Source organism: Microbacterium binotii, from assembly GCF_021398715.1.
Classification (GTDB): domain Bacteria; phylum Actinomycetota; class Actinomycetes; order Actinomycetales; family Microbacteriaceae; genus Microbacterium; species Microbacterium binotii_A.
Genome location: NZ_CP090347.1, coordinates 198,726 through 223,835, shown reverse-complemented (window position 1 = coordinate 223,835; position 25,110 = coordinate 198,726). Strand labels below are relative to the sequence as shown.

The following is a 25,110-nucleotide window of genomic DNA, read 5'->3' as shown; positions in this document are numbered from 1 at the left end:
CACGCGGTGTCCAGAGCCGACATTCCAGAGTAACCCACACGGCTGGGAAAGTGCCTCACGTGACTACGCTGGGAGGATGAGCGCCGATCCGACCGGAGTCCGTCACCGCCTGTCGTCGTCGAACGGATCGGCCGAGATCACCGAGGTCGGGGCCTCCCTGCGGGCGTTGCGGATCGATGGGGTCGACCTCGTTCCGCACTATCCCGACACCGCACCGACGCCCGCCGCATCCGGGGTCGTCCTCGTGCCCTGGCCCAACAGGGTGCGCGACGGGCGCTGGTCGCAGCGCGGCACCGACTACCAGCTCGCGCTCACCGAGCCCAAGCTCGGCAACGCCTCGCACGGGCTCCTGCGCTTCGCCCCGTACCGGGTCGTAGGCGCCGAGACCGACGCCGTGACGCTCGAGGCCGATGTCTTCCCCCAGACCGGCTACCCCTTCCATCTCGCCACCCGCGTCACCTACGCCCTGACCGACGACGGCCTGGACGTCCTGCACCAGATCACGAATGTCGGAGCGGATGCGGCACCTGTCGCGCTCGGCACGCATCCGTACCTCTGCATCGCAGACGTGCCCACCGCAGAGCTGCGCCTCGAGGTGGACGCGGCGACGTGGTTCCGCCTCGACGAGCGCAACCTGCCGATCGCGGAGGAGCCCGTGGACGCGGCGCGCGACCTGCGCACCCCGCGCCGGGTCGGAGACCTCACGCTCGACACCGCCTACTCGACGCTCCGCCGTGGTGCGGACGGCCGCGTTCGCGGCGTGCTCCACGCCCCGGACGGCCGCCGCCTCGAGCTCTGGGCCGGCGCCGGGTTCGAGTACCTGCAGGTCTTCACGACCGACCGCTACCCGGGCCAGGAGGTCGCTGTCGCGATCGAGCCGATGACCGCCCCGGCCGACGCTCTGAACTCGGGCCGCGATCTGCGTTGGCTCGAGCCCGGTGAGACGTGGGAACTCGAGTGGGGCATCTCCCTCACACGCCCCTGAAACGCCTGACTGAGCCCCGCGAGTGAGCATTCGTTCGTCGAGTGAGCACACGATCGGATGCTCGCTCGACGAACGGATGCTCGGTCGGCACAGACGAACGCTCCGTTCCGCGTCCGCCGGTAACACGCATCGGGGTTGTCGGTAACCTCCGACGGATATCGTTGACCCCAGCGGTTTCGGCCGCTGCGGCGACGCCGACCGGCTGAGCTGCTCGCCAGCCGGTGCGTGCAAGGGGCTCCACGTTTCCACCGGCTGGATCGGTGTCCGTCTGGGTGGAGGGTACCCGCATGCTGCGTACCGTATTCGCGTCGTTTCCTGCTTCGAGCCTCAGCGGGGCAGACCCCACGCCACCGCGCGTGCGGCTGCACCGGGCGGTGGCCGGGCTCCTGCGGGCGGACGCACTGCCTCTCGCCGTGCTGGCGCTGACGATCCTGCTCACCGGGCTCGGGATCTCCATCGCGACGACGACGAATCCGCAGTGGTGGCGGCTGCATTTCAGCGAGCTCGGCACGTACGGCGACGCGTCGGCGATGTTCTTCAACGGCACGCTCATCCTCGGCGGCTCCACCGTGCTGCTGTTCGCACGCGCCGCCGCGCGTCAGCTCCGTCCGCTGGAGGGGACGCGTGTGCGCCGCGGCACGGCGACGACCGCCCGCATCCTCTTCTCCGTCGTCGGCGCCAACCTCGCCCTGGTGGGATGCGTGCCGCTGACGACCAACGGATTCGTCCACGATCGGGTCGCCGCCGCGATGGTCCTCGGCTTCGCGGGACTCCTCCTGACGAGCCCGTTCATGATGCACCGTTTCCCGAAGCGACTGGTGCTCACGACGGGATTCGTGTTCGTCGGCCTGTTCGCCGGAGCCTGGGTCTTCGTCGCGGGCACGATCAACCTCGCCCTGTTCGAGGTCATCGCCTTCAGCGCGATGTTCGGCTGGTCGGGCGTGTTCCTCAGTGCTCTGGCCGCGTGCGCCTCACCCGCGGCTCAGGCCGAGCCGGCGGTGCCCGCGTCGGCGTCGACGGAGCCGACGCTCGTCACCCGCGCCACGGTGTCCGATGACGAATCGTCGGTCGCCCTCGAGGTCACGACCCTCGCAGCGCCCGCCGGGTCGTCGGAGCATCGGGTTCCCCGGCGGTCCCGGGCGAGCCGGATGCCGATTCGTCGCCGGCGCGCCGCGAACGCCGGCGCTCTTTCGCACCCTCGACGAGGTTGTAGAGCGTCGGCAGCACGAGCAGTGTCAGCACCGTCGACGAGACCAATCCGCCGATGACCACGATGGCCAACGGCTGCGAGATGAAGCCGCCGTGGCCCGTGATCCCCAACGCCATCGGCGTGAGCGCGAAGATCGTCGCCGCCGCCGTCATCAGGATGGGACGGAGTCTGCGTGAGCCGCCCGCGACCGTCGCGTCGTGGGCGTTCAGCCCCTTCTCGCGGTACTGGTTGACCAGGTCGACGAGCACGATCGCGTTCGTCACCACGATGCCGATGAGCATCAGCACACCGATCAGCGAGGCCACTCCCAGCGGCACACCCGTCGCGATCTGCAACAGGATGGCGCCGGTCGCCGCGAACGGCACGGAAACCAGCAGCAGCAGCGGCTGACGCAGTGACTTGAAGGTCGCGACCATGACGATGTAGACGATCAGGATGGCCGCGAGCATCGCGAGGCCCAGCTGCGTGAACGCGTCGCTCTGCTGGGTCACGACACCGCCGAGCGAGGCGTCGGCCCCCGTCGGCAGCGACACGTCGGCGAGCGCCTTGTTGACGGTCGCGTTCGCCGAGGTCAGGTCGTCGCCCGACGGGGTGACGGTGACCGTGGCCGTGCGCTGACCGCGCTCGGTCGTGATCGAGGTGGGCCCCTGGCTCTGCTCGACCGTCGCGATCTCGTCGAGCCGCACCACGCCGCCGACGCTCGGGATGGTGAGTGCTCGCAGATCATCGATCGTGACCGGGACCTGGGATGCGGCGAGGTACACCGTCAGCGAGGTGCCGTCGATCTCGACCGAGCCGACCTGGCGAGGCTGCATGGTGCCGGAGACGAGCCCGCCGACGGCGACCTCAGAGAGGCCGCGGGCAGCGGCCGCATCCCGGTCCACCGTCACGGCGATGTAGGGCAACGATGCGGAGAGGTTGCTCGTGACCTGCGAGATGCCGTCCTTGCCCTCGAGGCCCGACTGCACCGCATCCGTCGCCTCCTGCAGCGTCTGCTGGTCCGGCGCGGTCACATCGATCTCGATGTCGCTCGAGCCGAAGCCGCCGCCGGAGGAGGCGAGCGCGATGGTGCCCACGTCGTCGAGATCGGCCAGGGCGGACTGCACGCGGTCGCGGAGGGCGAGCTGGTCGGCTCCCGCATCCGTCGTGATCGAGTAGGTGATGCCACCGCTGCCGCCGGAGAACGCATCGCGCACGGCGGAGCCGCTCGAGCCGATCGAGACCTGCACGGTCTCGATGCCGTCGACGCCCTTGAGGGTCTCCTCCACGCGGGACGCCGCGGCGTCCTCCGCGTCGAGGCTGGCGGCCGGACCCAGCGTCTGCGTGATGGTCAGCGTGTTCTGACCGGAGTCGCCGAGGAAGTTCGTCTTCATCAGCGGGGCGAGCGCGCCGGTGCCGACCAGGACGAGCAGGGCGAGTCCGAGCGTCACCCACGAGTGCTTGAGCGTCCAGGAGAGCACCGGCAGGTACGCCTTCTGCAGGCGCGAGGGCGGCGCGGAGGGATCCTCCGGGTCGATGCTCTCGCCGTCGGGTCCCTGCACCGGCTTACCGGGCTTCAGGAACCAGTACGCGAGCACGGGCACGATCGTGAGCGACACGAACAGCGATGCGACCATCGCGAGGGTAACCGTCAACGCGAAGGGACGGAAGAGCTCGCCCGTCAGGTCTCCGACGAAGGCGATCGGCAGGAACACCGCGACGGTCGTGATCGTGGATGCGGTCACCGCCGCCGCCACCTCGCGCACGGCGAGCAGGATCGAGGCGCGTTTGTCGGCGTCGCCGACGTAGTGGCGGCGGATGTTCTCGATCACGACGATCGAGTCGTCGACGACGCGGCCGATCGCGATGGTCAGAGCACCGAGGGTCAGGATGTTGAGCGAGTAGCCGAACGCCTGGATGCCGATGAAGGTGATCAGCACGCTGGTCGGGATCGAGATCGCGGTGACGATCGTCGCGCGCACCGACAGCAGGAAGATCAGGATGACGAGAACGGCGAAGACGAGCCCGAGCAGCCCCTCCTGCGCCAGCGCCTCGATCGACTGCTCGATGTAGGGCGCCTGGTCGAAGACCACGGAGAACTGGGCGTCACCGCCGAGCGCGTCGCTGAGGCGCGGCAGTGCGTCGGTGACCGCGCGGGAGACGTCGACCGTGTTCGCCGCCGGGAGCTTGGTGACGGCGATCGTCAGAGCCGGCTCCCCGTTGACCCGCGAGAGCGAGGTGACGGGGTCGGCCGCCTCGGCGACCGTCGCGACCTGGCCGATCGTCACGGTGCCCGCGCCGAACTGCGCCGCATCCGTGGGCACGAGAGGGAGCGCCGCGAGCTCGTCGACCGACGTGATCTTGGCGCCGGTCTGCACGGTCAGCGTCTGATCGCCCTCGGTGATCGCACCGCCCGGGAAGAGAACGCCGTTCTTGTCGAGTGCGTCCGTGATCGCCTGCTGCGTGAAGCCGGATGCGGCCAGCTGCGCCGCATCCGGGGTGATGACCACACGCTTGCCGATGCCGCCGACGATCTGCGCGGCGTTGACGCCGGCGAGATCCTGGATCTCGGGGATGACGGCGGACTCGAGCTTGTCCTGGATCGCCTGCGCGTCGCTGTAGCCCGTGACTGCGAGCTGGATGACGGGCAGGTCATCGATCGAGACGGAGATGACGTTGGGCTCGACACCTGTCGGCAGCTGGTCCTTGATGCGGCCGATCGCGAGGCTGATCTTCTGCTCTGCGGTGGCGAGATTGGTGCCGTACGTGAACGAGGCGCGCACGATCGAGGCGTTCGTGGTGCTCGTCGCCGTCGTCGACTCGAGGCCGGGCACGCCCTGGATCGCCGTCTCGATCGGTGTCGAGACGTCGTTGGAGACGACCTCGGGCGAAGCGCCGGGATAGGTCGACAGGATCGACAGCTGCGGGAACTCCACCGACGGGATGAGCTCCTGCTTGAGGCTCGTGAGCGCGAGCGAGCCGAAGATCGCCGCGACGATCGTGATGAGCGCGATGAGGGCGCGGTTCTTCAGGCTGAGGACTGCCAGATGTGACACGGGAGCGCTTTCAGGACGGCCGACTCGAGAAGGTGCAGCGGCGAGGAGGCACGATACAGGGTTGTATCGGGCTCAGTATCTCACGCGTTCTCGGGCCGTCGCCGGGCATATCCCGCTACCGGGTGACGAGCCCGCCGACCGCGAGACCGACCGCGGCGGCGGCGAGCGCCAGGACGAGCGTTCCGACCGTGTTGGTCGCGGCCGCCCATCCGCGCCGCTCGGTCGCCATGACGGCGCTGACCGCGGCCACCGAGCTGAAGGTCGTGAAACCGCCCAGGAGTCCCGTGCCGGCCACGGCGAGCAGAGCCGCATCCGAGACCGCACCGGTCAGCAGGCCGAGCGCGAACGATCCGGTCACGTTGATGACGAGCGTGCCCCACGGGAAGCGAGCGCCCACGAGGGTCGTGACGGCGAGGTCGACGACGTAGCGCGCGCCCGCCCCGACGCCGCCGGCGACGACGACGATGAGGAAGACGAGCGGCGTCACGCGGCCCCCCTCCGCCCGAGGGCGAGGCCCGCCCAGGCGGCGGCGAGCCCCACGGCCGCCGTGGCGAGCGTGAGGGCCACGGCCGCCCCGTCGACGGCCTGAACCGCGAACGTGCTGTAGGTCGTGTAGCCGCCGAGCACGCCGGTTCCGAGCAGCTGACGCAGATCTCTCGAGCGCGCGGTCTCGGCGCGGCGGGTGAGCACCGCCGTCAACAGCCCCAGCGCGAACGCACCCGTGACGTTGATCACGGGCACCGCGATCGGATGCCACGCCGGGGCGTCGATGAGCAGGAGCCCGGCTCGTGCGGCGGTGCCGATCGCGCCGCCGAGGACGATCAGCCCGAGATGCCGCCACGAGAAGCCTGCTGCCACGGGGCAACGCTACTCCCGCCGCGGACGTCTCCTTCCGACATCCATCTACGCGCGGCTCGTCAGCCGTCGCCGGAGTTCAGCCTTCGACGAGACGCCGGATCGCGGTCTCGGGCGAGACGCCCGACTCCAGCAGGCGCCCCTTGGCATAGGCCCGCCACACGCGCGGATCGATGTAGCTGCTGCGCGCGACGGACGGCGTGTTGCACAGCACCGCGGCGGTCGCCTTCACGGCGTCGCGTTCCGCCAGTTTGCGCGCCTTCTTCGACTCCACGTGCCCGAGACGCGCCAGGCTCTCCGCCGCGGTGACCGTGCCCCGCAGCGTGCGGAAGTCCTTCGCGGTGAAGTCACCTCCGGTGAGCACACGGATGTAGGCGTTCACCTCGCCGGGCGTGAGAGCCACCCGCCGTCGACCGCGCCGGTAGGCGAGCAGCGGCGAACGCGGGCGCCCCGCCGTCAGCTGCTCGAGGACGACGGCCAGGTCCTCGTCCTCGATGCGGATGCGGGCGCGCACCCCGCTCTTCGCGGGGAAGTCGAGTTCGATCACCCCGGCCTCGACGCGGACGTCGCGCCGCTGCAGGGTCGTGAGGCCCCGCCCGCCGCCGCGGCGCAGGTACTTCGTGGAGCCGATCCGGATGGCTCCCGCATCCAGCATCCGGAACGCGGCGGCGAGCACGGCCTCGCGCGAGTCGTCCGCTCGCCGCAGCGCCGCCGTCACCCGGCCGCGGGCGCGCGGCAGCGACTCCGCGAGGGCGAGGGCACGCGCGTACTTGCCCTTGTCCCGCTTGACCGACCAGTCGGCGTGGTACAGGTACTGCCGTCGACCGGCGTCGTCGGTGCCGACCGCCTGGATGTGACCGTTGTCCTTCGCACAGATCCACACGTCCTGCCACGCCGGCGGGATGACGAGGGCCTCGATGCGAGCACGCTCCGCCGTCGTGACCTTCGTGCCGTCGGGCCGCGTGTAGCTGAACCCCGTGCCGCTGCGCGTGCGGGAGATCCCCGCGTCCGATCCGGGATCGACCCGGGCCAGTCGCGCCACGTCAGTGGTTGCGCAGAGCCGAGATCAGCTCCGCCTTGCGCTTGCCGGAGTATCCGGTGAGACCGAGTTCTTTCGCGCGCTTGCGCAGTTCGGGGACCGTCCAGTCCTCGTAGTCGCCGGAGCGCCCACCGCGCCTGCCGACGGCCGAACGCCCGTCGCGCGCCGCCGCGTTGGAGATGCGCGCGGCCTTCTCCTTCGAGGCGCCCTCGTCGCGCAACTCCTCGTACAGCTTCGGATCCTTCAGGCTGTTCGCCCCGCGTCCACCCGGCATGTCGGCCTCTCCCGCCCCGCGTCCACGAGGCGTTTCCCCGACGCTAGAGCGCGCCGCATCCGTACATCAGCGGGCTTGACATGTGAGAGGACGCGCGCCTACGCGAGTAGCACCGGGCGCTTTCGAGCGTCAACCCCTCTGACGCTGTGAGTGCGCAGTGGGAATGTTGGGATGTGCCCACGAGGCATCCGGGTCGCGCGGCGTCCCGGCGAGAACGAGGAGAATCCAGATGAACATCGCACTGCTCATCATCATCGTCGTCGCCATCGTGCTGGCGATCGTCGGAGGCCTCAACACAGCGCTGAACTGGCTGCTGTGGGTGGCCCTCATTGTCGGCGTCATCGCGCTGATCGCATTCCTGCTCCGAGTCATTCGAGGCGGCAGCAAGGTCTGACACCTCGAAGAAGGGGCATCCGTCGCCGACGGGTGCCCCTTTTTCGCGCGCGGCCGTCCGCGGGTAGCGTGAGCGCATGGTCTCCGCGCGCGAGCACATCGATCCCACCCCGTTCGTCGAGGCGAATCGCGCCAACTGGGACGAGCGCGCCGAGCTCCACGCCGCCCGTGACGGGTCGGGGTACGGGATCGAGCGCTTCGTCGACGACCACGAGGCGCTCTCCGACGTCGTCCGCTTCGACCTGCCTCTGCTCGGCGACATCCGCGGCAAGCGCGCGGTGCACCTGCAGTGCCACATCGGTACTGACACGCTCTCCCTCGCCAGGCTCGGCGCGCACGTCACCGGGCTGGATTTCTCCGAGACGGCGATCGCCGAGGCCCGACGGCTCGTCGCCGAGTCCGGCGACGACGTCGACTTCGTACGCTCCGATGTGCGGGATGCGGCATCGGTGCTGCAGCCCGCATCCTTCGACCTCGTCTACACCGGCATCGGCGCGTTGTGCTGGCTGCCGCGGGTCGACGAGTGGGCGCGGGTCGTCGCGGCGCTGCTCGCGCCCGGCGGGTCGTTGTTCATTCGCGAGGGCCACCCCATCCTGTGGTCGGTCAACGAGACGCTCGAGGACGACATCCACCTCCGCTTCTCCTACTTCGAGCCCGCCGAGCCGCTCGAGTGGGACGATGACTCCACCTACGTGCCGACCACGCGTCCATTGACGGCGACCAAGACGTACGAGTGGAACCACGCCCTGGGCGAGATCGTGACCGCCCTGCTGGATGCGGGCCTGCGCATCGACGCGCTCGTCGAACACGACAGCGTGCCGTGGGAGGCGCTGCCCGGTCGGATGACGCATCGGGCCACCGACGGCGAGTGGGTGCTGACCGGCCGGTTCGCCGGCGTCATGCCGCTCACCTACACGATCCGCGCCACCAAGCCCGCCTGAGCCTGAGTCACATCCGCGCCTCCACCCGCCGCCCCGATACCTCCCTCCCCCGGCCGCCGCTCGCCCCGGCTCCGCCGCCCGCCGCCCGAACTCCTGCAGACTCGCTGCGCGGGCGACGCCGAGAGGCCGAATCAGCAGATCTGCAGGAGTTCGGGTCTTCCGGATCGAGATATATCGTGTTATCTTCGCAACGCGATATATCTCGATAGACGAGGAGAACCGACATGGCACCGGAAAAGTGGCTCATCCACCCCGGCGAGACCCGCGTGATCGACCTGGACGACATCACGCACCTGAAGGTGGGTCTGGTCGGCGGTGAGATCGACATCGTCGCCCACGACGAACCCGGGGTGCGCATCGAAGTGCACGCAGTGACGACCAAGGATCTGCGCATCTCCGCCGAAGACGGCCGCATCGAGATCGACCACCCGCAGCTGCGCTGGGACAACTTCCTCGAGGTGTTCCGCAACTTCGGTTCCGGAGGCCCCAAGGCCGAGATCAGCGTCGCGGTGCCCGCGGACATCGCGCTCACCCTCGGCGTCGTGAACGCCAGTGCTCTCGTCTCCGGCCTCGCCGCGGATGCGCGCGTCAACACGGTTTCGGGCGACGTGATCGTGGACGGACTGAGCGGCGACCTCACCGTGAACGCCGTGTCGGGCGACGTCCAGAGCCGAGGACTCGACGGCGCGCTGAACGCGAACAGCGTCTCCGGTGACGTGACGGCGACGGGCCGCATCACGAAGGCGACGGTCGACACGGTGTCCGGCAGCATGATGATCGACGCGATCGGACCGGTGCACCAGATCGGGCTGAACACCGTCGCCGGCAGCACCACCATCCGTCTGGATGCGGGACTGCCCGCCAACTACGTGGTGCGCAGTGTCAGCGGACGCGTGCAGATCGATGGGGTGCCACAGTCCGGCCGAGGCAGCGGACCCACCACGAACTACTCCGGCTCGATCGGCGAGCTCAGCGGCAGCTTCGTCGACGTCCGGGCGAACTCGGTCTCGGGCGACATCACGGTCCTGCGCCGCTCCGCCGCGGAGGACGAGCAGTGATGGCCCCGGTGTTCTCGCACGGCGACCTGCGCCTGTATCTGCTGAGCCTCCTCGACGAGTCCCCGCGCCACGGCTACGACCTCATGCAGGCACTCGCCGACCGCACGGGCGGCACCTACACGCCGAGCGCCGGCACGATCTATCCCCGCCTCGCGAAGCTGGAGGAGGAGGGCCTGGTCACCAAGACGGTCGACGGTCGCAAGACGGTCTACGCGCTCACGGATGCGGGGCGCGCCGAGGTCGCGGCCCGTGCGGGCGAGCTCGAGGGCATCCAGTCCGACCTCGCCGACTCCGTGCGCCTCATCGCCCAGGAGGTCCGTGGCAGTGTGCGCGAGGCGATGCGGAGCCTGCGCGCCGATCTCGCCGCAGCGTCCAAGGCGGACCGGGATGCTCCCGCCCGCCCCCATGAGGACGACGAGCGCAGTGCGGCACGCGAACAACTGCGACGCGCAGAGGCGGCGGTCACCGAGTTCCGCACGCAGGTGCGCGCCGACATGCGCACGCACGTCGCCCGCGGCGGCCAGCTCTCCGCGTCAGCGGTCGACGCCTTCATCGAGGCGATGGATGCGGCGGCGCGCGAGCTCACCCGCGGACTGCGCGGCTAGGAGCTATTCGACCCAGGGGTCGTCGGCATCGGCCAGGGGCTCCTCGAGGGGGACGACGAGCACCGGCCGGTGCTGGCGGTGCGCCAGGCGCGCGGCGACGGAGCCGGTGAAGAACTCCCGCAGGGTCTCACCGAATCCGCGCCTGCGGGTGCCGACCACGATCATCACGGCGTCCACCTGATCGGCCAGATCCTTCAGCGCCATCGCGGGATCGCCGACGAGCGAGCGCAGCGTCCACCCATCCGGCTCGAGGAGCTTCTCGGCTCGGTCACGCACCGCGTCCACCTGCGCCTGCCCCGCCGCGAGGTTGATGTCGATGGGCGCGCTGTGCTCGACACCGTCGGGATCGGCATAGGTGACGAACCGGGTCACATCCACATACGCGACGATGAGATCACGCCCGAAGAGCCGCGCGTAGCGGGCGGCCTCGTTCCACACTCGATCGGGAAGGTCCGCGGTCGCTCCCAGCACGACCGGCCCGACAGCTTCTTCGCTCATGACTCCTCCGCGGGCGGCCGCGGGAGAGACCCCGCGAACCGCCGTGTTATTGTTGATGCTACTCTTCCCGGTTCAGAAACCGGACTACGCGGATGCGACGGGCGCCAGCTGCAGCCCTCGCCGTCAGAATATGAGGGGGTCTCGCATGGGGCGTGGCCGTCAGAAGGCGAAGCACACGAAGATCGCCCGTGAGCTGAAGTCATTCAGCCCGTCGGTGAACTACGCGGCGCTCGAGCGCGAACTCGGTCACCCGAGTGACGAGAACGAGTACGTCGACAAGTGGGCCGACCAGTACGAGGACGAAGACGAGGACGAGGACTCGCTCGAGGGCGCCCGGTAACCCACCGGCGCCCACGCAGCGGCACCTCGCCCGCTCGTCGTCACAGCCAGGCCGCACGGCGCACCGCATCGGTGCCCGTGCGGCTGCTCTGTGATGTCAGGACGTCTGCGTGCCCTCGACCCAGGCCAGGTACTCGTCGCTGACGGTTCCGGTGACGTAGCGGCCGTCGAAGCAGCTCATGTCGAGGTCGGTGATGTCCGAGCCCTCGAGGATCGCCGCCTTCAGGTCATCGATCTCCTGGTAGACCATGTAGTCGGCGCCGAGTTCCTCGGCGATCTCGGGGATCGTCCGGCCGTGCGCGACCAGCTCGTGCCGCGACGGCATGTTGATGCCGTACACGTGCGGGAACCGCACGGGCGGCGCGGCCGAGGCGAACGTCACCGACAGGGCGCCCGCGTCGCGCGCCATCTGGATGATCTCCTTGCTCGTCGTGCCGCGCACGATCGAGTCGTCGACCAGCAGCACGTTCTTGCCCTTGAACTCGCTCGGCATGGCGTTGAGCTTCTGACGCACGCTCTTCTTGCGCACGGCCTGGCCGGGCATGATGAACGTCCGACCCACGTAGCGATTCTTGTAGAAGCCCTCGCGGTACTCGATGCCGAGCTTGCGGGCGACCTGCATCGCCGCGGGACGCGACGAGTCCGGGATCGGCATGACCACGTCGATCTTGCCCTGCGGGGTGTACTTCGCGATCGTGTCTGCGAGGCGGTCACCCATGCGCAGTCGCGTCTCGTACACCGAGATGCCGTTCATGACCGAGTCGGGACGCGCGAGGTACACGTACTCGAACGAGCACGGCGCGAGCGTCGTGTCGCTCGCGCACTGGCGTGCGTGCAGTGTGCCGTCGAGCGCGACGAACACCGCCTCGCCGGGGGCGACGTCGCGGACGACCTCGAAGCCGGCGTTGTCGAGCACGAGCGACTCGGAGGCCACGACCCACTCGTCGTGACCGTCCGGGTTGGAGCGGCGACCGAGGATCAGCGGGCGGATGCCGAACGGATCCCGGAAGGCCAGCAGACCGTGACCGGCGATCAGGGCGATCGCGGCGTACGAGCCCTCGACGCGCTCGTGCACCCGCGCGACGGCGCGGAAGACCTGCTCGGCGTCCAGCTCGAGACCCGGGATCTCGGCCTGCAGCTCACCGGCGAGCACGTTGACGAGCAGCTCGGTGTCGGAGCTCGTGTTGAGGTGGCGGCGATCCTTGCGGAACAGCTCCTCGGTGAGCTCTCGCGTGTTCGTCAGGTTGCCGTTGTGCACCAAGACGATGCCGTAGGGCGCGTTGACGTAGAAGGGCTGCGCCTCTTCTTCGTTGGATGCCGTGCCCTTCGTCGCGTAGCGCACGTGACCGAGCCCGATCTCACCGAGGAGGGCGCGCATGTCACGGGTGCGGAACGCCTCGCGCACCTGCCCCTTCGCCTTGGCGATGTGGAAGACGCCCGTGCCCTCGGCGGTCGCGATGCCGGTGGAGTCCTGTCCGCGGTGCTGCAGCAGAAGGAGGGAGTCGTAGATGTCCTGATTGATCGGACCCTGCCCGACCATTCCGACGATGCCGCACATGAGGTGTTACTTCGCTCCGTCTCGCGTGCTGTCGCCGTAAGCGCCCACCAGGCGCACGGCACCGCCGTCGACGCCCTTGGCGCCTTCGATCCATTCACCGTCGGCCCGGGCTCCCTCGCCCACGACGCCGACCTGCCACGCATCGATGCCGTACCGGGCGAGGACGGATGCGGCCGCATCCACGCGCTCGGCGGAGATGACCGCGAAGAATCCGATGCCCAGGTTCCACGTGCCCTCGGTGGCCTCGAGCTCCAGGTCGCCGAGATCGGCGAGGACGCGGAACACCGGAGCAGGCGACCACGTGGAGCGGTCGACCTCGACCCAGCTTCCGGGCGCGAGCACGCGGGCGAGGTTCGCACCGATGCCGCCGCCGGTCACGTGGCTGAGGCTGTGCACGTCGGCGCCGAGCTCGTCGATGAGCGCGAGGATCGGCGTCGTGTAGAGCCGGGTGGGCTCGAGGAGGGCCTCTCCCCACGTGCGGCCGAAGTCCGCCGCGTGGTCGCCGTACTGCACGCCCGCGCGAGCGACGATGTGACGCACGAGCGAGTAGCCGTTGGCGTGGAGTCCGCTCGAGGCCAGGGCGATCACGGCGTCGCCGGGGCGGACGCGATCGGCGCCCAGCACACGGTCGGCCTCGACCACGCCGGTCGCGGCACCCGCGACGTCGTAGTCCGCGACCCCGAGGAGCCCGGGGTGCTCGGCCGTCTCGCCGCCCACGAGCGCCGTTCCGGTGGCCTCGCAGCCCTCGGCGATGCCGCGCACGATGGCGGCGATGCGCTCGGGGACGACCCTGCCGCACGCGATGTAGTCCGTCATGAAGAGCGGCTTGGCGCCGACCACGACGATGTCGTCGACGACCATGCCGACCAGATCCTGACCGATCGTGTCGTGCTTGTCGATCGCCTGCGCGATGGCGACCTTGGTGCCCACGCCGTCGGTGCTGGAGGCCAGCAGCGGCCGGCGGTAGCCGAGAAGAGCGGAGGCGTCGAACAGCCCTGCGAATCCGCCGACGCCACCCAGGACCTCGGGGCCCTGAGTGCGACGCACGGCCGACTTCATGAGTTCGACGGCCAGATCACCCGCGGCGGTGTCTACACCCGCGGCGGCATAGGGATCGGGAGCCACCCCCTCAGCCTACCCGGACGAACGCACCGTCGCTCCGCCGCGGGAGAGCGGTGCGACATCTGCACGATCGGTGGGGCGCACGTGTACGCACGAGTCGCATGAGCCGACCGAGGTGCGATCGGTCGTGCACACGTCGTCGCACGGATACCGGTGAGATGCGCGCCTGGGCGCAACGCACCCGGCGAGGGGCGGGCGGCCCCTACAATGTCGGCATGCCGAGCGCCGAGAGGCCGCAATGGGTGGTCCGCGAAGACGCGGGGCCGAGCGTGCTCGCCGCGCTCTACCTACGGCAGATGCTCGGCATCCGCAGCCCCGAGGAACTGCCAGGGCTGCGTGGCGTTCCCACCGACGCGCCCCCGGCGGATGCGGTGCTGGAGAGGCAGTGGCGGGCACTGTGGGCGATGACCGTCGAGCCGCTCGCGCACCCTTCCGAGGTGCCGCTGGAGCTCGTCGCGGGCATGGACACGCTGCTCGCGCTCCCCGCCGACGGCGCCGACGAGCTGCGCGCGGCGATCGTCCCGCATGCGGGCGCGGCGCTCGCCTTCGCGCGGTCCGCAAGCGCGGTCCACACCGATCGCGTGCGCGGCTCGTCCTACCGCGCGTACGCGAGCGCGATCGCCGTGCACGAGCGCGAGGTGGGCAGGCGCGCGCACTCGTTCGAGCTGAACGTGCAGGTGCTGCCGCTCGCCCAGCGCGGGCTCTGGTGGATCGGTTCCCTCACGATCGCCGTGACCGACGGGCTGCGCGGGGATGTGGTGGCCTTCGACGCGGCGATCCACCCGATCATCGCGGAACTGGCCTGAGCTCAGTCCTCGTCGCGGCGGACGTGGGCCACCTCGACCGAGACGTCGCGGGCGCGTCGCGCCATCGCCCGGTCGAAGAGGAGGGCGATGACTCCGCCGACAGTGAGGCCGACGACGGCGCAGACGAGGGCGAGGAAGCCGAACACCTGCATCTGGGTGTACTGCACGCCCGCTGCGCTCGGCTCCTCGGTGCCGTGGAACACGAAGGTCAGGATCATCGCGACGAGCACACCCACGGCTGCACCCAGAACGAGGAAGACGCCGTACTTGGGCGCGCGACGCACCCGCAGGGTCTCGACGTGTTCATCGGTGACCGTGCGGGGGGTCTGGGGGTCCTGCGGCTCGGGGGCCATGGGTCCATTGTCTCATCCGCTGCACACACGGACGGGCCGCTCCGCGCCGTCTCGAGGTCGCGGGCCGGCGAGCAGGGCCACAACCGCTCCCGGGTCATCCTGCACGAGTGACGGTGCCCGGCGGCACACCGAAGCGCCGGCCCCCAGGACCGGCGCTTCGGGTTTCGACGCCCCGCGGAAGCCGTTCGCGGGGCGTCGAGTCTGTCAGGCTCGCTGACGGCGTCGCACGGCGATCAGCAGCATCCCGCCGAAGGCGATGACGCCGATGCCGAGCCACAGGGCGCCCGTCGGAGCCGCGTTGCCGGTGGACGCGAGCGCGTTGTCTGTCGCGGCGTCACACGGCACCTCGGCGCCGAGCGGCAGCGAGAAGGTGACGGCGTCCAGCGCCGTGCCCGCCTCGTAGAAGCCGGCGAAGGCCTGCGCGCCCGCCGAGGTGAGCGTCGCCGACGCCCCGGAGAACGTCACGCGGTTCGCCGTCTCCTGGGCCTGAGGCAGGGACAGCGTCGCGAAGACGATGCCCGAGGCGTTCGTGTCGGGCGAGCCGTTGAAGCCCTTCGACTGCACGTTCAGGATGAGCGATGCGGAGCTCGCGCTGTTGATCTGGATGCGGGGGTTGGACAGCGTCATGTCGAGCGCGCCGCTGTGCCCCGTGTAGTGCACGGATCCGCCGAAGCTCACCCGCCCGCGGTCGGCCTCGGTGTTGAACGCGCCCGAACCCGATCCCCAGCCACCGTCGATCGACCCGTTCGCGACAGAGCCGGTGACGTAGGAGCGGAACGATGCCTTGACCCCCCAGTCGATGCTCGCGCCCGATACGGCGCGTGCGACGCACACGGGCGCCGCGACCTGCTCGACGGCAGGAACGACGGCCGCGGCGGTGACGGAGAAGGGAGCGGATGCGACGACCGCGCCGTCCACGCTGAGCTCGACCGTGTGCGCGCCCGTCGGGAAGTCCGCGGGGACGTTCCAACTGAACGTGACGGTACCGCTGCCGCTCGCCGGCACCGTGCCGATGGTCACCGGCTCTGAGTGAGCGACGGCGGTCACGGCGTCACCGGGCTGGAAGCCGCCTCCGGTGATCGTGAGGACGCCGCCCTGCTGCGCGCTCGCGCCGACCGGGAAGCCGACGAAGGGGGCGAGGGGTGCGGCGACCGCGACCGGCGTGAAGGTGTCGAGCGAGCGGTCCGTGATCGACAGGCCGTGCGCCGCGGAGGTCGCGACCTGGTAGCTCTTCGACGGGTCGAGGACCCCTGCAGGCACCGTCAGCTGCACCGAGAACGCGCCGTCGACGATGACCGAAGACGGCACCCACGCCTGGGCGATCCACCCCGCGGACGGCAGCGGCGCCCCGCCGCTCCAGACGGATGCCTCGCCGAACAGGACATAGGCGCCGTTCGCCGCGCCGGCTCCGACGAAGCCGGTCCCGCTGACCGTGAGCACATTCTCGGCTGAGGGGTCCAGTGGAGTGTTCGGCGTCACCGTGACGGCGGGATCGCCCTCCGGCTCGGGCTCGGGCTCAACCCGATCGCCGACGTAGTTGACCGGAACGGACAGCTCCTGCTGCGCGTTCACGACACCGCCGGCACCGTAGGTGTACACACCCCAGCGCCCACCGGAGAGGGCGCTGGCCGCATCCTTCGCGACGAGGTTCGCCGTGAACGTGCCATCGGTCGCCAGCTCCGTCCACTGCTGGCGGACTGCGCTCTGATAGGCGACGGGCACCTTCGAGACGGTGTCGGCGGTCAGAGCCCACAGCTGAGAGACCACCTTGCGCGCCGACGAGGGCGCCGCCTGAGAGGGGCGCCAGGTGTCGAGGAACGAGCCGAAGACGACGTAGGTGCCCTGAGGGAGAGTGTTGGGGATCGGCACCCCGCGCCCGCCGACGTTGGACGCGGGGTCGAAGCCGGAGCCGCGGACCACGAGGACATCGTCGCTGTACACGGGCTGTCCGGTGTACGGCGTGGTCCCGTCGGCGAGGAACACCGAGAGCACCGGGGTGAACACCGGCTCGGACGGGGGCGCGGTGATCGACACCGTGGTCGCGGTCGAGGTCGACGCCGCGTATGCCGACGTGTCGGCGGGCGTGAAGGCAGCCTTCAGGGTGTGGTCGGCGACGCTCAGCGAAGAGGTGCGCAGGACGGCCGTCCCGGCATCCACGGGCGCAGTGCCGAGGGATGCGGCCCCGTCGAAGAACTCGACCGATCCCGCCGCGGCGGGCGCGACGGCCGCCGTCAGCACGACCTCGGTTCCGGCCACGGCGGATGCCGGGGAGGCTGCGAGCGTGGTGGTCGTCGACGTCGCGGGGAACAACGCCGCCCAGTCGATCGCTACGCCGGTGCGCGCGTAGAGGTTGCTCTCGCTGGGGTTCGAACGGGACGGCCATGCGATCACGTCGTAGGACTTCGTGCGGTCCAACGTCGCGGCCGACTGCTCGAGCGAGCCGGAGATGGCGCCGGAGTCGTCCGGGTAGACCGCTGCGGCGGGAATGCTGCCGCCGAGCTGGATGCTGCCGAGATCCGTGTCGGCGGGGATGAGCGCGATGTACAGCGAACGCTGCGACTGGCCGGGCAGGAGCGGGACACTGCCGTAGCCGCCGCCCGTGACGGAGACGCTGACGGAGGCGGCGGGGTCGACGGCTGCCGTCGCCGAAAGGGTGTAGCTGGCGGCCTGGGCGGGGACGGCGGCGCCGAAGACGGCGGCGGAGGCGACGAGCGCGGTCGCCACCGCGCTCGCGAGCAGGCGCCGCAGCGACGCTCGAGGTGATCTGTGCACGGGTAACTCCTTGCGGAAGGCGGGTCGATGATCGCGACTGTCGTTCGATCTGCGATCTTGGGTTAGCTTAGCCTTACCAAACTCGAATCTGGGAATTCGATATGCGCTCGTTACGCGGACCGGCGCGGCAAGATGATCGGCCGGCCCGTATCGGGGTCGGTGAGAATCCGGACGGGTGTGGCGTACACGGACTCGACACGATCGGCCGTGATCACGTCGGCAGGGATGCCGAAAGCGGCGAGCGCTCCGTCGGCGACCATCGCCACCTCGTCCGCGTATGCGGCGGCCAGCGAGAGGTCGTGGAGCACGACCACGACCGCGCGACCGGCGGCGGCGAGCCGGCGGGCGATCCGGAGGACGTCCTCCTGATGCCGGAGATCCAGCGCCGCCGTCGGCTCGTCGAGCAGCACCACGGGCGTCTCCTGCGCGAGCACCCGCGCGAGCGAGACACGAGCCTTCTCGCCCCCCGAGAGCGATGCGTAGGTCCGCTCGGCGAGACGCGCGACGTCCGCGGCCGCCATGGCCTCGGCGATCGCGACGTCGCCGGAGCCCTCCCCCTGCCAGGGGGCGCGGCCCATCTCCACAACGTCGTGCGCGGTGAACGCGAAGGCGACGCGGTTCTCCTGCAGCAGCACGGACCGCATCCGCGCGAGCTCCGAAGGTCGGAGAGCGCCGATGGGGCGCCCGCCCAGCAGCACCTCGCCGGAGGCGGGACGCACGTCCCCCGCCATGATCCCCATCAGACTGGACTTGCCCGCTCCGTTGGGACCCACGAGCGCGACGACCCGGCCGAACCCGATGTCCACGCTGATGTCACGCAGGATCTCGGCGCCGCCCAGGCGCAGACCGACCGCGTCGAGACGGATGGCCGACGCGCTCATGCCCATCCTCCGCCGCGACGGCGGCTGCGCCGGATGAGCCAGTAGAAGAACGGGCCTCCGATGAGCGAGGTGAGGATGCCGATCGGCAGATCGGCCGCGGGCACGAGCGTGCGGGCCAGCAGGTCGGCATAGACGAGGAGCACCGCACCGCCGAGGAGCGAGGCGACCAGCAGCGGACGGTTGGCGGGACCCAGCAGCATCCGTACCAGGTGAGGGACGACCAGCCCGACGAATGCGATGATCCCCACGAACGCCACCGCGACACCGGTCATGGAAGCCACCAGGACGATGGAGACGATCCGCAGCAGCTCCACCCGTACGCCGAGGTGTGCCGCCGTCCGCTCTCCGAGCGCCAGTAGGTCGTACCTCCGCGCCAGCGCCAACGCGCCGACGGCGGAGAGCGCGCCGACGCCGGCGACGACGGCGACCTCGTCCCACCGCGAGCCGTTCATGGACCCGAGCTGCCAGAAGACGATCTGCTCACGAGAGGCGGTGTCCCCGACGAACATGAACACGGCCAGGGCCGCGCCCGCGAACGCGTTCACGGCGATGCCGGTGAGGATCAGCGTGACCGACTCGGTGCGCCCTTGGGCCCGCGCGGTCGCGTAGACGATGCCCGTCGCGGCGAGGCCGCCCAGGAAGGCGAACACCGCGGTCGTCCAGCCGCCGAAGGCCGCAAGGCCGAGTGTGATGGATGCCGCCGCGCCGACGGCGGCTCCCGAGGAGACGCCGACGACGCCCGGCTCGGCGAGCGGGTTCCCGAAGATCGACTGCATCACGGCCCCGGCCACAGCCAGCAGCGCACCCACCAGGAGCGACATGACGACGCGGGGGAAGCGGATCTGCCACAGGGTCTGCTCGACGAGCGGATCGCCCGGCGCCCAAGGGTTCGCGATTCCGATCGCGCGCAGCAGGGATCCGACGACCTCGGATGCGGGAATGGGCAGCTGCCCGACGCCCGCCGACAGGAGCACCCCGACGACCAGGAGGAGGGCGGCCGCGCCGCCCACCAGCGTCCGACGGGTCCGCAGCGCCCGCGCGCTCACGACGCGGTCGGCGCGTATACGGCGCGCGCCAGCGCCTCGAGCACCTCGGCCGAGCGCGGACCGAACGAGAGGATCTGGCCATCTGCCATGTCGACGAAGCGGCGGTGGGCCCCGGCGGTCGTGATGGCGATCGCCGGCTTCGACGCGAGAAGTCCGTCGACGCCTCCGACGGATTCGATGCCGCCGGACATGACCAGGATGAGGTCGGGATTCGCCGCGACCATCGCCTCGTCGGTGAGGGGCCGCATCCCGTCCCATCCGAGCTCTCCGGCCACGTCCACGCCGCCCAGCGCGCGGATGATCTCATCCGCGCCGGACTCCTCGCCGAAGAGGTAGTACACGCCGGCCGTTCCCCGCAGGTAGAGGAACACCATGCGCAGCCGATCCGCATCGCTCACGGGCGCGACGGCGGCGATGTCGGCCCGCGTGCGCTCCACCTCGGCGCCGATGCGCGCGGCGAGGGCCTCCCCCGCCGCGGGCGCGCCGAACACGGCTGCGACGTCACGGGCCAGCTGCTGCGCCCCGGCGAAGGACGCCTCGTTCTCGACGAAGACGACGGGGATGCCCACATCCCTCAGCTGTTCGACCACGTCCCTCGGCCCGATCGAGCCGTCCGTGATGACGAGGGTGGGGCGAAGCGCGATGACCGCCTCGGAGCTGACCGTGTGCCCGCCCGTCGTGATGACGGGCAGGTCCTCGACGCCCGGAAAAACGGTCGACACGTCACGTCCGACGAGGGAGCCGCCGAAGCCGAGTCCCCACACCGTCGCCGCCAGCGAACCGGCGAGATCCATCGCGACGACACGGGACGTGTCGGCGACCGTCACCTCGCGCACCCCGCCGAGATCATGGGAGAGCGCCGTCGTCGGCAGAGATTGCGCGGGGCCGTCGACGACCGGGACGATCGCCGCATCGGGCAGGACGGCCGTCGACGGGCCTTCGTACGAGCGCGGATCCTCGAGCACGTCGAGCTCGGCGATGGGCCGCGGCTGGGCCGCCGACCCGGTCTTCGTCGGTGGCGCCGACGGGCCGTGTGCCGCACAACCTGCCAGCAGCGCGACGGCGGTCGCCACCGCGACGACCAGCAGCCGGCGTCTCACGACCTTCCTCCGCGCGCGCGGCGCCGGAGCACGGCGATGATCACGGTCGCGGCAGCAGCGGCGACGGCGACAGTGGCACCGATGCCCCACCCCCAGGCGGGTATCGGCGCCTCGGCGACGAGCTCCGACGCCCCGGCGGTCTGCGACGGCTCGGGCGACACGGCGGGCGAGGGCTCGGGATCGGCGCATTCGAGCGCTAGGTCGTACGAGATCGGGTCGAACGCCGTCCCGGTCTCGTAGTTCCCGAACTGCGCGTACCCGTCCGCGGTGATGGCGGTCGGCACCTCCGCCGCGGACATCCCGGTGGCGGTCATCGTGGGCGCGACGGCTGCGAGATCCAGCGTGACGAAGTCGACCTGCGTGGCCGAGTGCACCTGGTCGGTCGCCCCGGCCAGCGCGTCGTCCATCGAGAGGCCGCTGACGTCGAGCAGGAGGTGCCCGCCCGCGGAGTCCATGACGAGGGTCGGCTGGGCGATCGTGGTGTCGAGAAGTCCGTTGTGTCCGGTGAAGCGGACGCCGCCGCCGAAGGACACCGAACCCTCGCCCGTGACAGGGTCGACGCTCCCGCCGGTCGCCGGCCAGCTGAAGACCGGCGTCGCGTAGAACGCGCCGTCGACGGGCTCCCACGATCCCTTCGCGATCGTGCCGGAGATGTAGGAGCGGAACGACTCCTTGAAGCCCCACGTCAACGAGCCGCCGGTCACCGCGCACGCCTCATCCGCGCGCTCCGCCGCGACCGCGGTCGTGGGCACGGCGAGCAGAGCGACGGCCAGGGTGATCGCGGACGCGGCAGAGCGAAGGAGCATGGCGGGACCATTCCGGGTGAGTGAGGTAAGCCTTGCCTACCCTAGCGGATGGTCGCGCTGGCCCCCGCGGCGTTACGGACGCAGGGGAAGCAGGTCGGAGACGTCCGACCTGGTGCCGGAGGCGCGGATGCGGCCGGCGGCCGCCGCATCCGACCACGACTCGAGCCCCGTCGCGAGGGCGATCCACGTGCGCGCGTCGGTCTCCACGACGTTCGGCGGCGTGCCGCGGGTGTGCCGCGGTCCCTCGATGATCTGCACCGCGCCGAAAGGCGGCACACGCACCTCGACCGTGTGACCGGGCGCCTTCTCCGCGAGCAGCTGCAGGAGGTACCGCACGGCGGTGGCGAGATCGGTGCGAGCGGGCGATTCGGCCGCCGACACCGCGGCGAGCGCAGCGCGGCCGGCGTCGGTGGTGATGCGCGGCATGACGCCACGCTACCCCGGCGCCCGCGAGCGGCTCTCGGTAGGGTGGGGCGGGTGAAGATCCTCGTTCTCGGCTCCGGCGCGCGCGAGCACGCCATCATCCTCGCGCTCGCCTCCGAACAGGCGCACCACGAGATCCTCGCAGCGCCGGGCAACGCCGGAATCGCTCGGGACGCCGCCATCGCCCACGTGCCCGGCGGCGCGGTGCTGAACCCCGAGGACCCCGCCGCCGTCACGGAGTACGCCAACGCCCACGCGATCGATCTCGTGGTCATCGGCCCCGAGGCCCCCCTCGTCGCCGGCGTCGCGGACGCGCTGCGCGAGCGCGGGATCCCGGTCTTCGGACCCGGCCGTGCCGCCGCACAGCTCGAGGGCTCCAAGACCTTCGCGAAGCGGATCATGGATGCGGCGGGCGTTCCCACCGGCCGCGCGGTGCGCGCGCAGACCATCGACGAGGTGGGCGCAGCGCTCGACGACCTCGGCGCTCCGCACGTCGTCAAGGCCGACGGGCTCGCCGCCGGCAAGGGCGTCATCGTCACCGAGGACCGCGACGCGGCGCTCGCCCACGCGGCCGAGTTCCTCCCGAGCGGTGCCGTACTCATCGAGGAGTTCCTCTCGGGCCCCGAGGTCTCGCTCTTCTTCCTCAGCGACGGCGACACCGTGAGGCCGCTCAGCCCGGCGCAGGACTTCAAGCGCCTGGGCGACGGTGACAGCGGCCCCAACACGGGCGGCATGGGTGCGTACTCCCCGCTCCCCTGGCTCGCCGAGCGCTTCGGCGACGAGCGCTCGTTCGTCGACCTCGTGACCGAGACCGTCGCCCTTCCCGTCATCCGCGAACTCGATCGCGAGGGCACGCCCTTCATCGGGCTGCTCTATGCCGGCCTCATCCTCACTGACACCGGTGTCAAGGTCATCGAGTTCAACGCCCGTTTCGGCGACCCGGAGACGCAGGTCGTGCTGCCGCGCCTGGTCACCCCGCTCTCGCAGCTTCTCCTGTCGGCGGCATCCGGAACGCTTGAGGACGAACCGCGGCCGGAGTTCTCCGACGCGTCCGCGGTGACGGTCGTGCTCGCGAGCGAGGGCTATCCGACGGCGCCCGTCACGGGCCGCACGCTCGCGGGGCTGGATGCGGCCGCATCCGTCGAGGGCGTGCACATCGCCCACGCCGCCACCCGGGACCAGGACGGTGGACTCGTCGCGACGGGCGGGCGCGTGCTGAACGTGGTGGCCGTCGCCGACGACTTCGCGACGGCCCGCGATCGCGCCTACCGCGCGCTGGATGCGATCGAGCTGGCGGGCGGGCAGTACCGCACCGACATCGCGGCGCGCGTCGCCGACTGAGTCCCGGCCTACCGGATCGCCTTTCCGGGAGACTCCGCGTAGCGGGCCAGCGCAGCAAACAGCCGTTCCTCGACACCCGCATCCTCCACCCCCGCCAGCCTCAGCGCGCTCCGCAGAACCCGAGGAGCATCGGCGAGGGGGATTTGCAGCTCGCTCCCGGGCCCGGCCCCGACGTAGAACCAGGTGTCGGCCTGACCATCGCGGCGCCACACCGCGAACTCCAGCTGGACGGTCGTCGTCGCATCCGGACCGAGAAGGATCTCGACCGCCTCACCGACGGCGCGGTGCAGACGATCTTCGACGTGATCGTCCTCTCGGTGCCCACCCTCGCACCAGGTCGGACACTCGTGCATCTGCCAGGACGGCCGGCTCGCGGGCATGCTTCACTCCAGAGTCATCGAGCGGGCACGACGACATTCACGCACGAGGCAGCGACATCCGCCGCGCGAGCACGATCAGCGGCCTTCCGCGATCCCCTCCGGCATCGGCGGGAGCAGCCGTTCGACGGGGGTGTCGAGCACCTCTGCAAGCGCGACGAGCGTGCGAAGTCGCGGGTTGGCCGGTGTGCCCGGGTTCGACTCGCCGCGCTCCAGCTTCCGATAGGTGAAGGCGGAGATACCCGCCGCGTGGGCGGCGCGTTCCTGGCTGATGCCGCGTCGGGCCCGCGCCTGGCGCAGATTGACTCCCAGCCGGCGCGCGAAGTCGTCCCACGGCGGCAGCGGATCGGACATGGTTCCAGCATCGGACACACTGCACACTGGCATGCACATGTATACGTGCGATCACTGCTTGCCCCCATCCCCGCATTATGACATGCTCATGTATACATGCTTCATGGGTATGGGGAACCAATGCGCAGAAGTCGTCTCGGCGCCATACGGCGGACAGCGCTGATCGCGCTCATGGCCGTCATCGAACGCGCACCGGCGCTGCTCGCCACCACCCTGGCTGTGGCGATGTGGCTCCTCGCCATCTGCATCGCCCTCAGGACGACGTTCGGAGCGTGAGGGTCACTGCACGCGCGCCTGCACCCATCCGGTCGAGATGTCGTCGGTGGTCGTGAGCTGGAGCTGAACGGGCCCCACGTAATCGACCGAAGCCCATTCGTTCGACACGATCGCGTCGCCGCAGACGAACGTGCCACCGGCGATCGAGCGCTTCTCATCGCCGACAGCCGCCGTCATCAGCTCGTACGACACGCGTCCCCCTTCGCACCAGCCATCGATGCGCAGAGCCTGTCCGGCCTCGATCACGCCCGGTCCGGCCGTGGACTCGTTGTAGGCCTCCCGATGGTCGGGATTGAGGAGGAAGAGCGCGATCTGGCTCGGATCGTCGACATCCGGTGTGCGCTGCGGCGCCGGCGCGGAGGACGCCTCGCCAGCCGGCGTCGGCTCGCCGGACGACGCGGGTGGCGTGACGGAGGTGGTCGGATCGCTGTCGACGGCGCCCGCCGTGCACCCGGCGATACCGAGAGCGGCGAGGACGACACCACCGAAGAGGAGGGGACGGATGCGGCTGCTCATGCCGTCCACGGTAGAAAGCGCCCGCCACGGTCGCACAGCCCGTTGATTCTTGGCAGCGCGCCGTCTACGGTGGGCGCCCGCATCCGGTCCGAACTCCTGCAGAATCGTTGCACCGCGGCCCGGAAGCCCCCGGCGGTTTGCTTCTGC

The 25,110-nt window shown here is 70.5% G+C and carries 27 protein-coding genes and 1 pseudogene; 10 read left to right on the top strand and 18 right to left on the bottom strand.

What is annotated here, in order from left to right; all coding sequences use genetic code 11:
- Positions 1-76 precede the first annotated feature (76 nt).
- Complete coding sequence (locus LXM64_RS01135; RefSeq protein WP_234074272.1) at positions 77-985, top strand: aldose 1-epimerase family protein; 909 nt, start codon at positions 77-79, stop codon at positions 983-985.
- Positions 986-1,272: 287 nt separating this feature from the next.
- Positions 1,273-1,920, top strand: a pseudogene (locus tag LXM64_RS01130) (DUF998 domain-containing protein); the annotation flags it as partial.
- A 145-nt stretch (positions 1,921-2,065) separates the two neighbouring features.
- Here LXM64_RS01130 and LXM64_RS01125 read toward each other — a convergent pair.
- From LXM64_RS01125 to LXM64_RS01105, 5 genes are all read right to left on the bottom strand, one after another.
- Entirely contained in the window at positions 2,066-5,230 is a 3,165-nt protein-coding gene (locus tag LXM64_RS01125) for an efflux RND transporter permease subunit (RefSeq protein WP_234074271.1), read from the bottom strand.
- 115 nt (positions 5,231-5,345) lie between these two features.
- Entirely contained in the window at positions 5,346-5,717 is a 372-nt protein-coding gene (locus LXM64_RS01120) for a fluoride efflux transporter FluC (protein WP_234074270.1), read from the bottom strand.
- Positions 5,714-6,088, bottom strand: coding sequence for a fluoride efflux transporter FluC (locus tag LXM64_RS01115; RefSeq protein WP_234074269.1), 375 nt, complete (start codon positions 6,086-6,088; stop codon positions 5,714-5,716). The genes LXM64_RS01120 and LXM64_RS01115 overlap by 4 nt, the downstream gene beginning before the upstream one ends.
- A 76-nt stretch (positions 6,089-6,164) precedes the next feature.
- On the bottom strand, positions 6,165-7,127 hold the full coding sequence (locus tag LXM64_RS01110; protein ID WP_234074268.1) for a DNA topoisomerase IB: 963 nt from the start codon (positions 7,125-7,127) through the stop codon (positions 6,165-6,167).
- Between the two features lies 1 nt (position 7,128).
- Positions 7,129-7,398, bottom strand: a complete 270-nt coding sequence (locus LXM64_RS01105; RefSeq protein WP_137418321.1) for a DUF7218 family protein — start codon at positions 7,396-7,398, stop codon at positions 7,129-7,131.
- Positions 7,399-7,627: 229 nt separating this feature from the next.
- Between LXM64_RS01105 and LXM64_RS01100 the strand changes: the two genes are divergently transcribed.
- The 4 genes from LXM64_RS01100 (at position 7,628) to LXM64_RS01085 (ending at position 10,395) form a co-directional block, all read left to right on the top strand.
- Positions 7,628-7,792 carry a DUF2207 domain-containing protein gene (locus LXM64_RS01100; protein WP_137418322.1) on the top strand — a complete coding sequence of 55 codons (165 nt, stop codon included), beginning with the start codon at positions 7,628-7,630 and terminating at the stop codon, positions 7,790-7,792.
- Positions 7,793-7,868: 76 nt separating this feature from the next.
- Positions 7,869-8,732, top strand: a complete 864-nt coding sequence (locus LXM64_RS01095) for a class I SAM-dependent methyltransferase (protein ID WP_234074267.1) — start codon at positions 7,869-7,871, stop codon at positions 8,730-8,732.
- A 224-nt stretch (positions 8,733-8,956) separates the two neighbouring features.
- Positions 8,957-9,790 carry a DUF4097 family beta strand repeat-containing protein gene (locus tag LXM64_RS01090; RefSeq protein WP_234074266.1) on the top strand — a complete coding sequence of 278 codons (834 nt, stop codon included), beginning with the start codon at positions 8,957-8,959 and terminating at the stop codon, positions 9,788-9,790.
- A complete protein-coding gene (locus LXM64_RS01085; protein WP_234074265.1) occupies positions 9,790-10,395 on the top strand; it encodes a PadR family transcriptional regulator in 606 nt (201 codons plus the stop codon). The genes LXM64_RS01090 and LXM64_RS01085 overlap by 1 nt, the downstream gene beginning before the upstream one ends.
- Before the next feature lie 3 nt (positions 10,396-10,398).
- Here the strand turns inward: LXM64_RS01085 and LXM64_RS01080 are convergent, their stop codons facing one another.
- Positions 10,399-10,893, bottom strand: coding sequence for a universal stress protein (locus tag LXM64_RS01080; protein ID WP_234074264.1), 495 nt, complete (start codon positions 10,891-10,893; stop codon positions 10,399-10,401).
- A 145-nt stretch (positions 10,894-11,038) separates the two neighbouring features.
- Here LXM64_RS01080 and LXM64_RS01075 point away from each other — a divergent pair, with 145 nt between their 5' ends.
- Positions 11,039-11,233, top strand: coding sequence for a DUF3073 domain-containing protein (locus LXM64_RS01075; protein WP_137418327.1), 195 nt, complete (start codon positions 11,039-11,041; stop codon positions 11,231-11,233).
- A 96-nt stretch (positions 11,234-11,329) separates the two neighbouring features.
- Here LXM64_RS01075 and purF read toward each other — a convergent pair whose 3' ends face one another.
- Both purF and purM read right to left on the bottom strand, forming a co-directional pair.
- Positions 11,330-12,790 carry an amidophosphoribosyltransferase gene (gene purF, locus LXM64_RS01070; protein WP_137418328.1) on the bottom strand — a complete coding sequence of 487 codons (1,461 nt, stop codon included), beginning with the start codon at positions 12,788-12,790 and terminating at the stop codon, positions 11,330-11,332.
- Between the two features lie 6 nt (positions 12,791-12,796).
- Positions 12,797-13,849: a phosphoribosylformylglycinamidine cyclo-ligase gene (gene purM, locus LXM64_RS01065; RefSeq protein ID WP_234075509.1), complete on the bottom strand. Its 1,053-nt coding sequence runs from the start codon at positions 13,847-13,849 to the stop codon at positions 12,797-12,799.
- Between the two features lie 278 nt (positions 13,850-14,127).
- Here purM and LXM64_RS01060 point away from each other — a divergent pair, with 278 nt between their 5' ends.
- Positions 14,128-14,718: a zinc-binding alcohol dehydrogenase gene (locus LXM64_RS01060; RefSeq protein WP_234074263.1), complete on the top strand. Its 591-nt coding sequence runs from the start codon at positions 14,128-14,130 to the stop codon at positions 14,716-14,718.
- 2 nt (positions 14,719-14,720) lie between these two features.
- On the opposite strand, the gene LXM64_RS01055 is transcribed toward LXM64_RS01060, so the two are convergent.
- From LXM64_RS01055 to LXM64_RS01025, 7 genes are all read right to left on the bottom strand, one after another.
- Entirely contained in the window at positions 14,721-15,071 is a 351-nt protein-coding gene (locus LXM64_RS01055) for a potassium transporter Trk (RefSeq protein ID WP_234074262.1), read from the bottom strand.
- A 204-nt stretch (positions 15,072-15,275) separates the two neighbouring features.
- Positions 15,276-17,843 carry an HtaA domain-containing protein gene (locus LXM64_RS01050; protein WP_234074261.1) on the bottom strand — a complete coding sequence of 856 codons (2,568 nt, stop codon included), beginning with the start codon at positions 17,841-17,843 and terminating at the stop codon, positions 15,276-15,278.
- A gap of 110 nt (positions 17,844-17,953) precedes the next feature.
- Positions 17,954-18,724, bottom strand: a complete 771-nt coding sequence (locus LXM64_RS01045) for a heme ABC transporter ATP-binding protein (protein WP_234074260.1) — start codon at positions 18,722-18,724, stop codon at positions 17,954-17,956.
- A complete protein-coding gene (locus LXM64_RS01040; protein WP_234074259.1) occupies positions 18,721-19,770 on the bottom strand; it encodes a FecCD family ABC transporter permease in 1,050 nt (349 codons plus the stop codon). The genes LXM64_RS01045 and LXM64_RS01040 overlap by 4 nt, the downstream gene beginning before the upstream one ends.
- The gene (locus tag LXM64_RS01035; RefSeq protein WP_234074258.1) at positions 19,767-20,870 is read right to left on the bottom strand and encodes a heme/hemin ABC transporter substrate-binding protein; all 1,104 of its coding nucleotides are present in this window, start codon (positions 20,868-20,870) and stop codon (positions 19,767-19,769) included. The genes LXM64_RS01040 and LXM64_RS01035 overlap by 4 nt, the downstream gene beginning before the upstream one ends.
- Positions 20,867-21,676: an HtaA domain-containing protein gene (locus LXM64_RS01030; RefSeq protein WP_234074257.1), complete on the bottom strand. Its 810-nt coding sequence runs from the start codon at positions 21,674-21,676 to the stop codon at positions 20,867-20,869. The genes LXM64_RS01035 and LXM64_RS01030 overlap by 4 nt, the downstream gene beginning before the upstream one ends.
- A 72-nt stretch (positions 21,677-21,748) precedes the next feature.
- A complete protein-coding gene (locus LXM64_RS01025) occupies positions 21,749-22,102 on the bottom strand; it encodes a sterol carrier family protein (protein ID WP_234074256.1) in 354 nt (117 codons plus the stop codon).
- Between the two features lie 51 nt (positions 22,103-22,153).
- Here LXM64_RS01025 and purD point away from each other — a divergent pair, with 51 nt between their 5' ends.
- Positions 22,154-23,440, top strand: coding sequence for a phosphoribosylamine--glycine ligase (gene purD, locus LXM64_RS01020; protein WP_234074255.1), 1,287 nt, complete (start codon positions 22,154-22,156; stop codon positions 23,438-23,440).
- 8 nt (positions 23,441-23,448) lie between these two features.
- On the opposite strand, the gene LXM64_RS01015 is transcribed toward purD, so the two are convergent.
- Both LXM64_RS01015 and LXM64_RS01010 read right to left on the bottom strand, forming a co-directional pair.
- On the bottom strand, positions 23,449-23,820 hold the full coding sequence (locus LXM64_RS01015) for a DUF6907 domain-containing protein (protein WP_234074254.1): 372 nt from the start codon (positions 23,818-23,820) through the stop codon (positions 23,449-23,451).
- A 75-nt stretch (positions 23,821-23,895) separates the two neighbouring features.
- The gene (locus LXM64_RS01010; RefSeq protein WP_137418340.1) at positions 23,896-24,171 is read right to left on the bottom strand and encodes a helix-turn-helix transcriptional regulator; all 276 of its coding nucleotides are present in this window, start codon (positions 24,169-24,171) and stop codon (positions 23,896-23,898) included.
- A gap of 120 nt (positions 24,172-24,291) precedes the next feature.
- On the opposite strand from LXM64_RS01010, the gene LXM64_RS01005 reads away from it, so the two are divergent.
- A complete protein-coding gene (locus tag LXM64_RS01005) occupies positions 24,292-24,447 on the top strand; it encodes a hypothetical protein (RefSeq protein WP_234074253.1) in 156 nt (51 codons plus the stop codon).
- Between the two features lie 3 nt (positions 24,448-24,450).
- On the opposite strand, the gene LXM64_RS01000 is transcribed toward LXM64_RS01005, so the two are convergent.
- Entirely contained in the window at positions 24,451-24,963 is a 513-nt protein-coding gene (locus LXM64_RS01000) for a hypothetical protein (RefSeq protein ID WP_234074252.1), read from the bottom strand.
- Between the last annotated feature and the right edge of the window lie 147 nt (positions 24,964-25,110).

Excerpts from the sequence above, each read along its gene's own strand:
- LXM64_RS01135 (WP_234074272.1), top strand. The coding sequence starts at position 77 with ATGAGCGCCGATCCGACCGGAGTCCGTCACCGCCTGTCGTCGTCGAAC.
- LXM64_RS01105 (WP_137418321.1), bottom strand. The coding sequence starts at position 7,398 with ATGCCGGGTGGACGCGGGGCGAACAGCCTGAAGGATCCGAAGCTGTAC.
- LXM64_RS01100 (WP_137418322.1), top strand. The coding sequence starts at position 7,628 with ATGAACATCGCACTGCTCATCATCATCGTCGTCGCCATCGTGCTGGCG.
- LXM64_RS01095 (WP_234074267.1), top strand. The coding sequence starts at position 7,869 with ATGGTCTCCGCGCGCGAGCACATCGATCCCACCCCGTTCGTCGAGGCG.
- LXM64_RS01090 (WP_234074266.1), top strand. The coding sequence starts at position 8,957 with ATGGCACCGGAAAAGTGGCTCATCCACCCCGGCGAGACCCGCGTGATC.
- LXM64_RS01085 (WP_234074265.1), top strand. The coding sequence starts at position 9,790 with ATGGCCCCGGTGTTCTCGCACGGCGACCTGCGCCTGTATCTGCTGAGC.
- LXM64_RS01080 (WP_234074264.1), bottom strand. The coding sequence starts at position 10,893 with ATGAGCGAAGAAGCTGTCGGGCCGGTCGTGCTGGGAGCGACCGCGGAC.
- LXM64_RS01075 (WP_137418327.1), top strand. The coding sequence starts at position 11,039 with ATGGGGCGTGGCCGTCAGAAGGCGAAGCACACGAAGATCGCCCGTGAG.
- purF (WP_137418328.1), bottom strand. The coding sequence starts at position 12,790 with ATGTGCGGCATCGTCGGAATGGTCGGGCAGGGTCCGATCAATCAGGAC.
- purM (WP_234075509.1), bottom strand. The coding sequence starts at position 13,849 with ATGAAGTCGGCCGTGCGTCGCACTCAGGGCCCCGAGGTCCTGGGTGGC.
- LXM64_RS01060 (WP_234074263.1), top strand. The coding sequence starts at position 14,128 with ATGCCGAGCGCCGAGAGGCCGCAATGGGTGGTCCGCGAAGACGCGGGG.
- LXM64_RS01055 (WP_234074262.1), bottom strand. The coding sequence starts at position 15,071 with ATGGCCCCCGAGCCGCAGGACCCCCAGACCCCCCGCACGGTCACCGAT.
- LXM64_RS01045 (WP_234074260.1), bottom strand. The coding sequence starts at position 18,724 with ATGAGCGCGTCGGCCATCCGTCTCGACGCGGTCGGTCTGCGCCTGGGC.
- LXM64_RS01030 (WP_234074257.1), bottom strand. The coding sequence starts at position 21,676 with ATGCTCCTTCGCTCTGCCGCGTCCGCGATCACCCTGGCCGTCGCTCTG.
- LXM64_RS01025 (WP_234074256.1), bottom strand. The coding sequence starts at position 22,102 with ATGCCGCGCATCACCACCGACGCCGGCCGCGCTGCGCTCGCCGCGGTG.
- LXM64_RS01015 (WP_234074254.1), bottom strand. The coding sequence starts at position 23,820 with ATGCCCGCGAGCCGGCCGTCCTGGCAGATGCACGAGTGTCCGACCTGG.
- LXM64_RS01010 (WP_137418340.1), bottom strand. The coding sequence starts at position 24,171 with ATGTCCGATCCGCTGCCGCCGTGGGACGACTTCGCGCGCCGGCTGGGA.
- LXM64_RS01005 (WP_234074253.1), top strand. The coding sequence starts at position 24,292 with ATGCGCAGAAGTCGTCTCGGCGCCATACGGCGGACAGCGCTGATCGCG.
- LXM64_RS01000 (WP_234074252.1), bottom strand. The coding sequence starts at position 24,963 with ATGAGCAGCCGCATCCGTCCCCTCCTCTTCGGTGGTGTCGTCCTCGCC.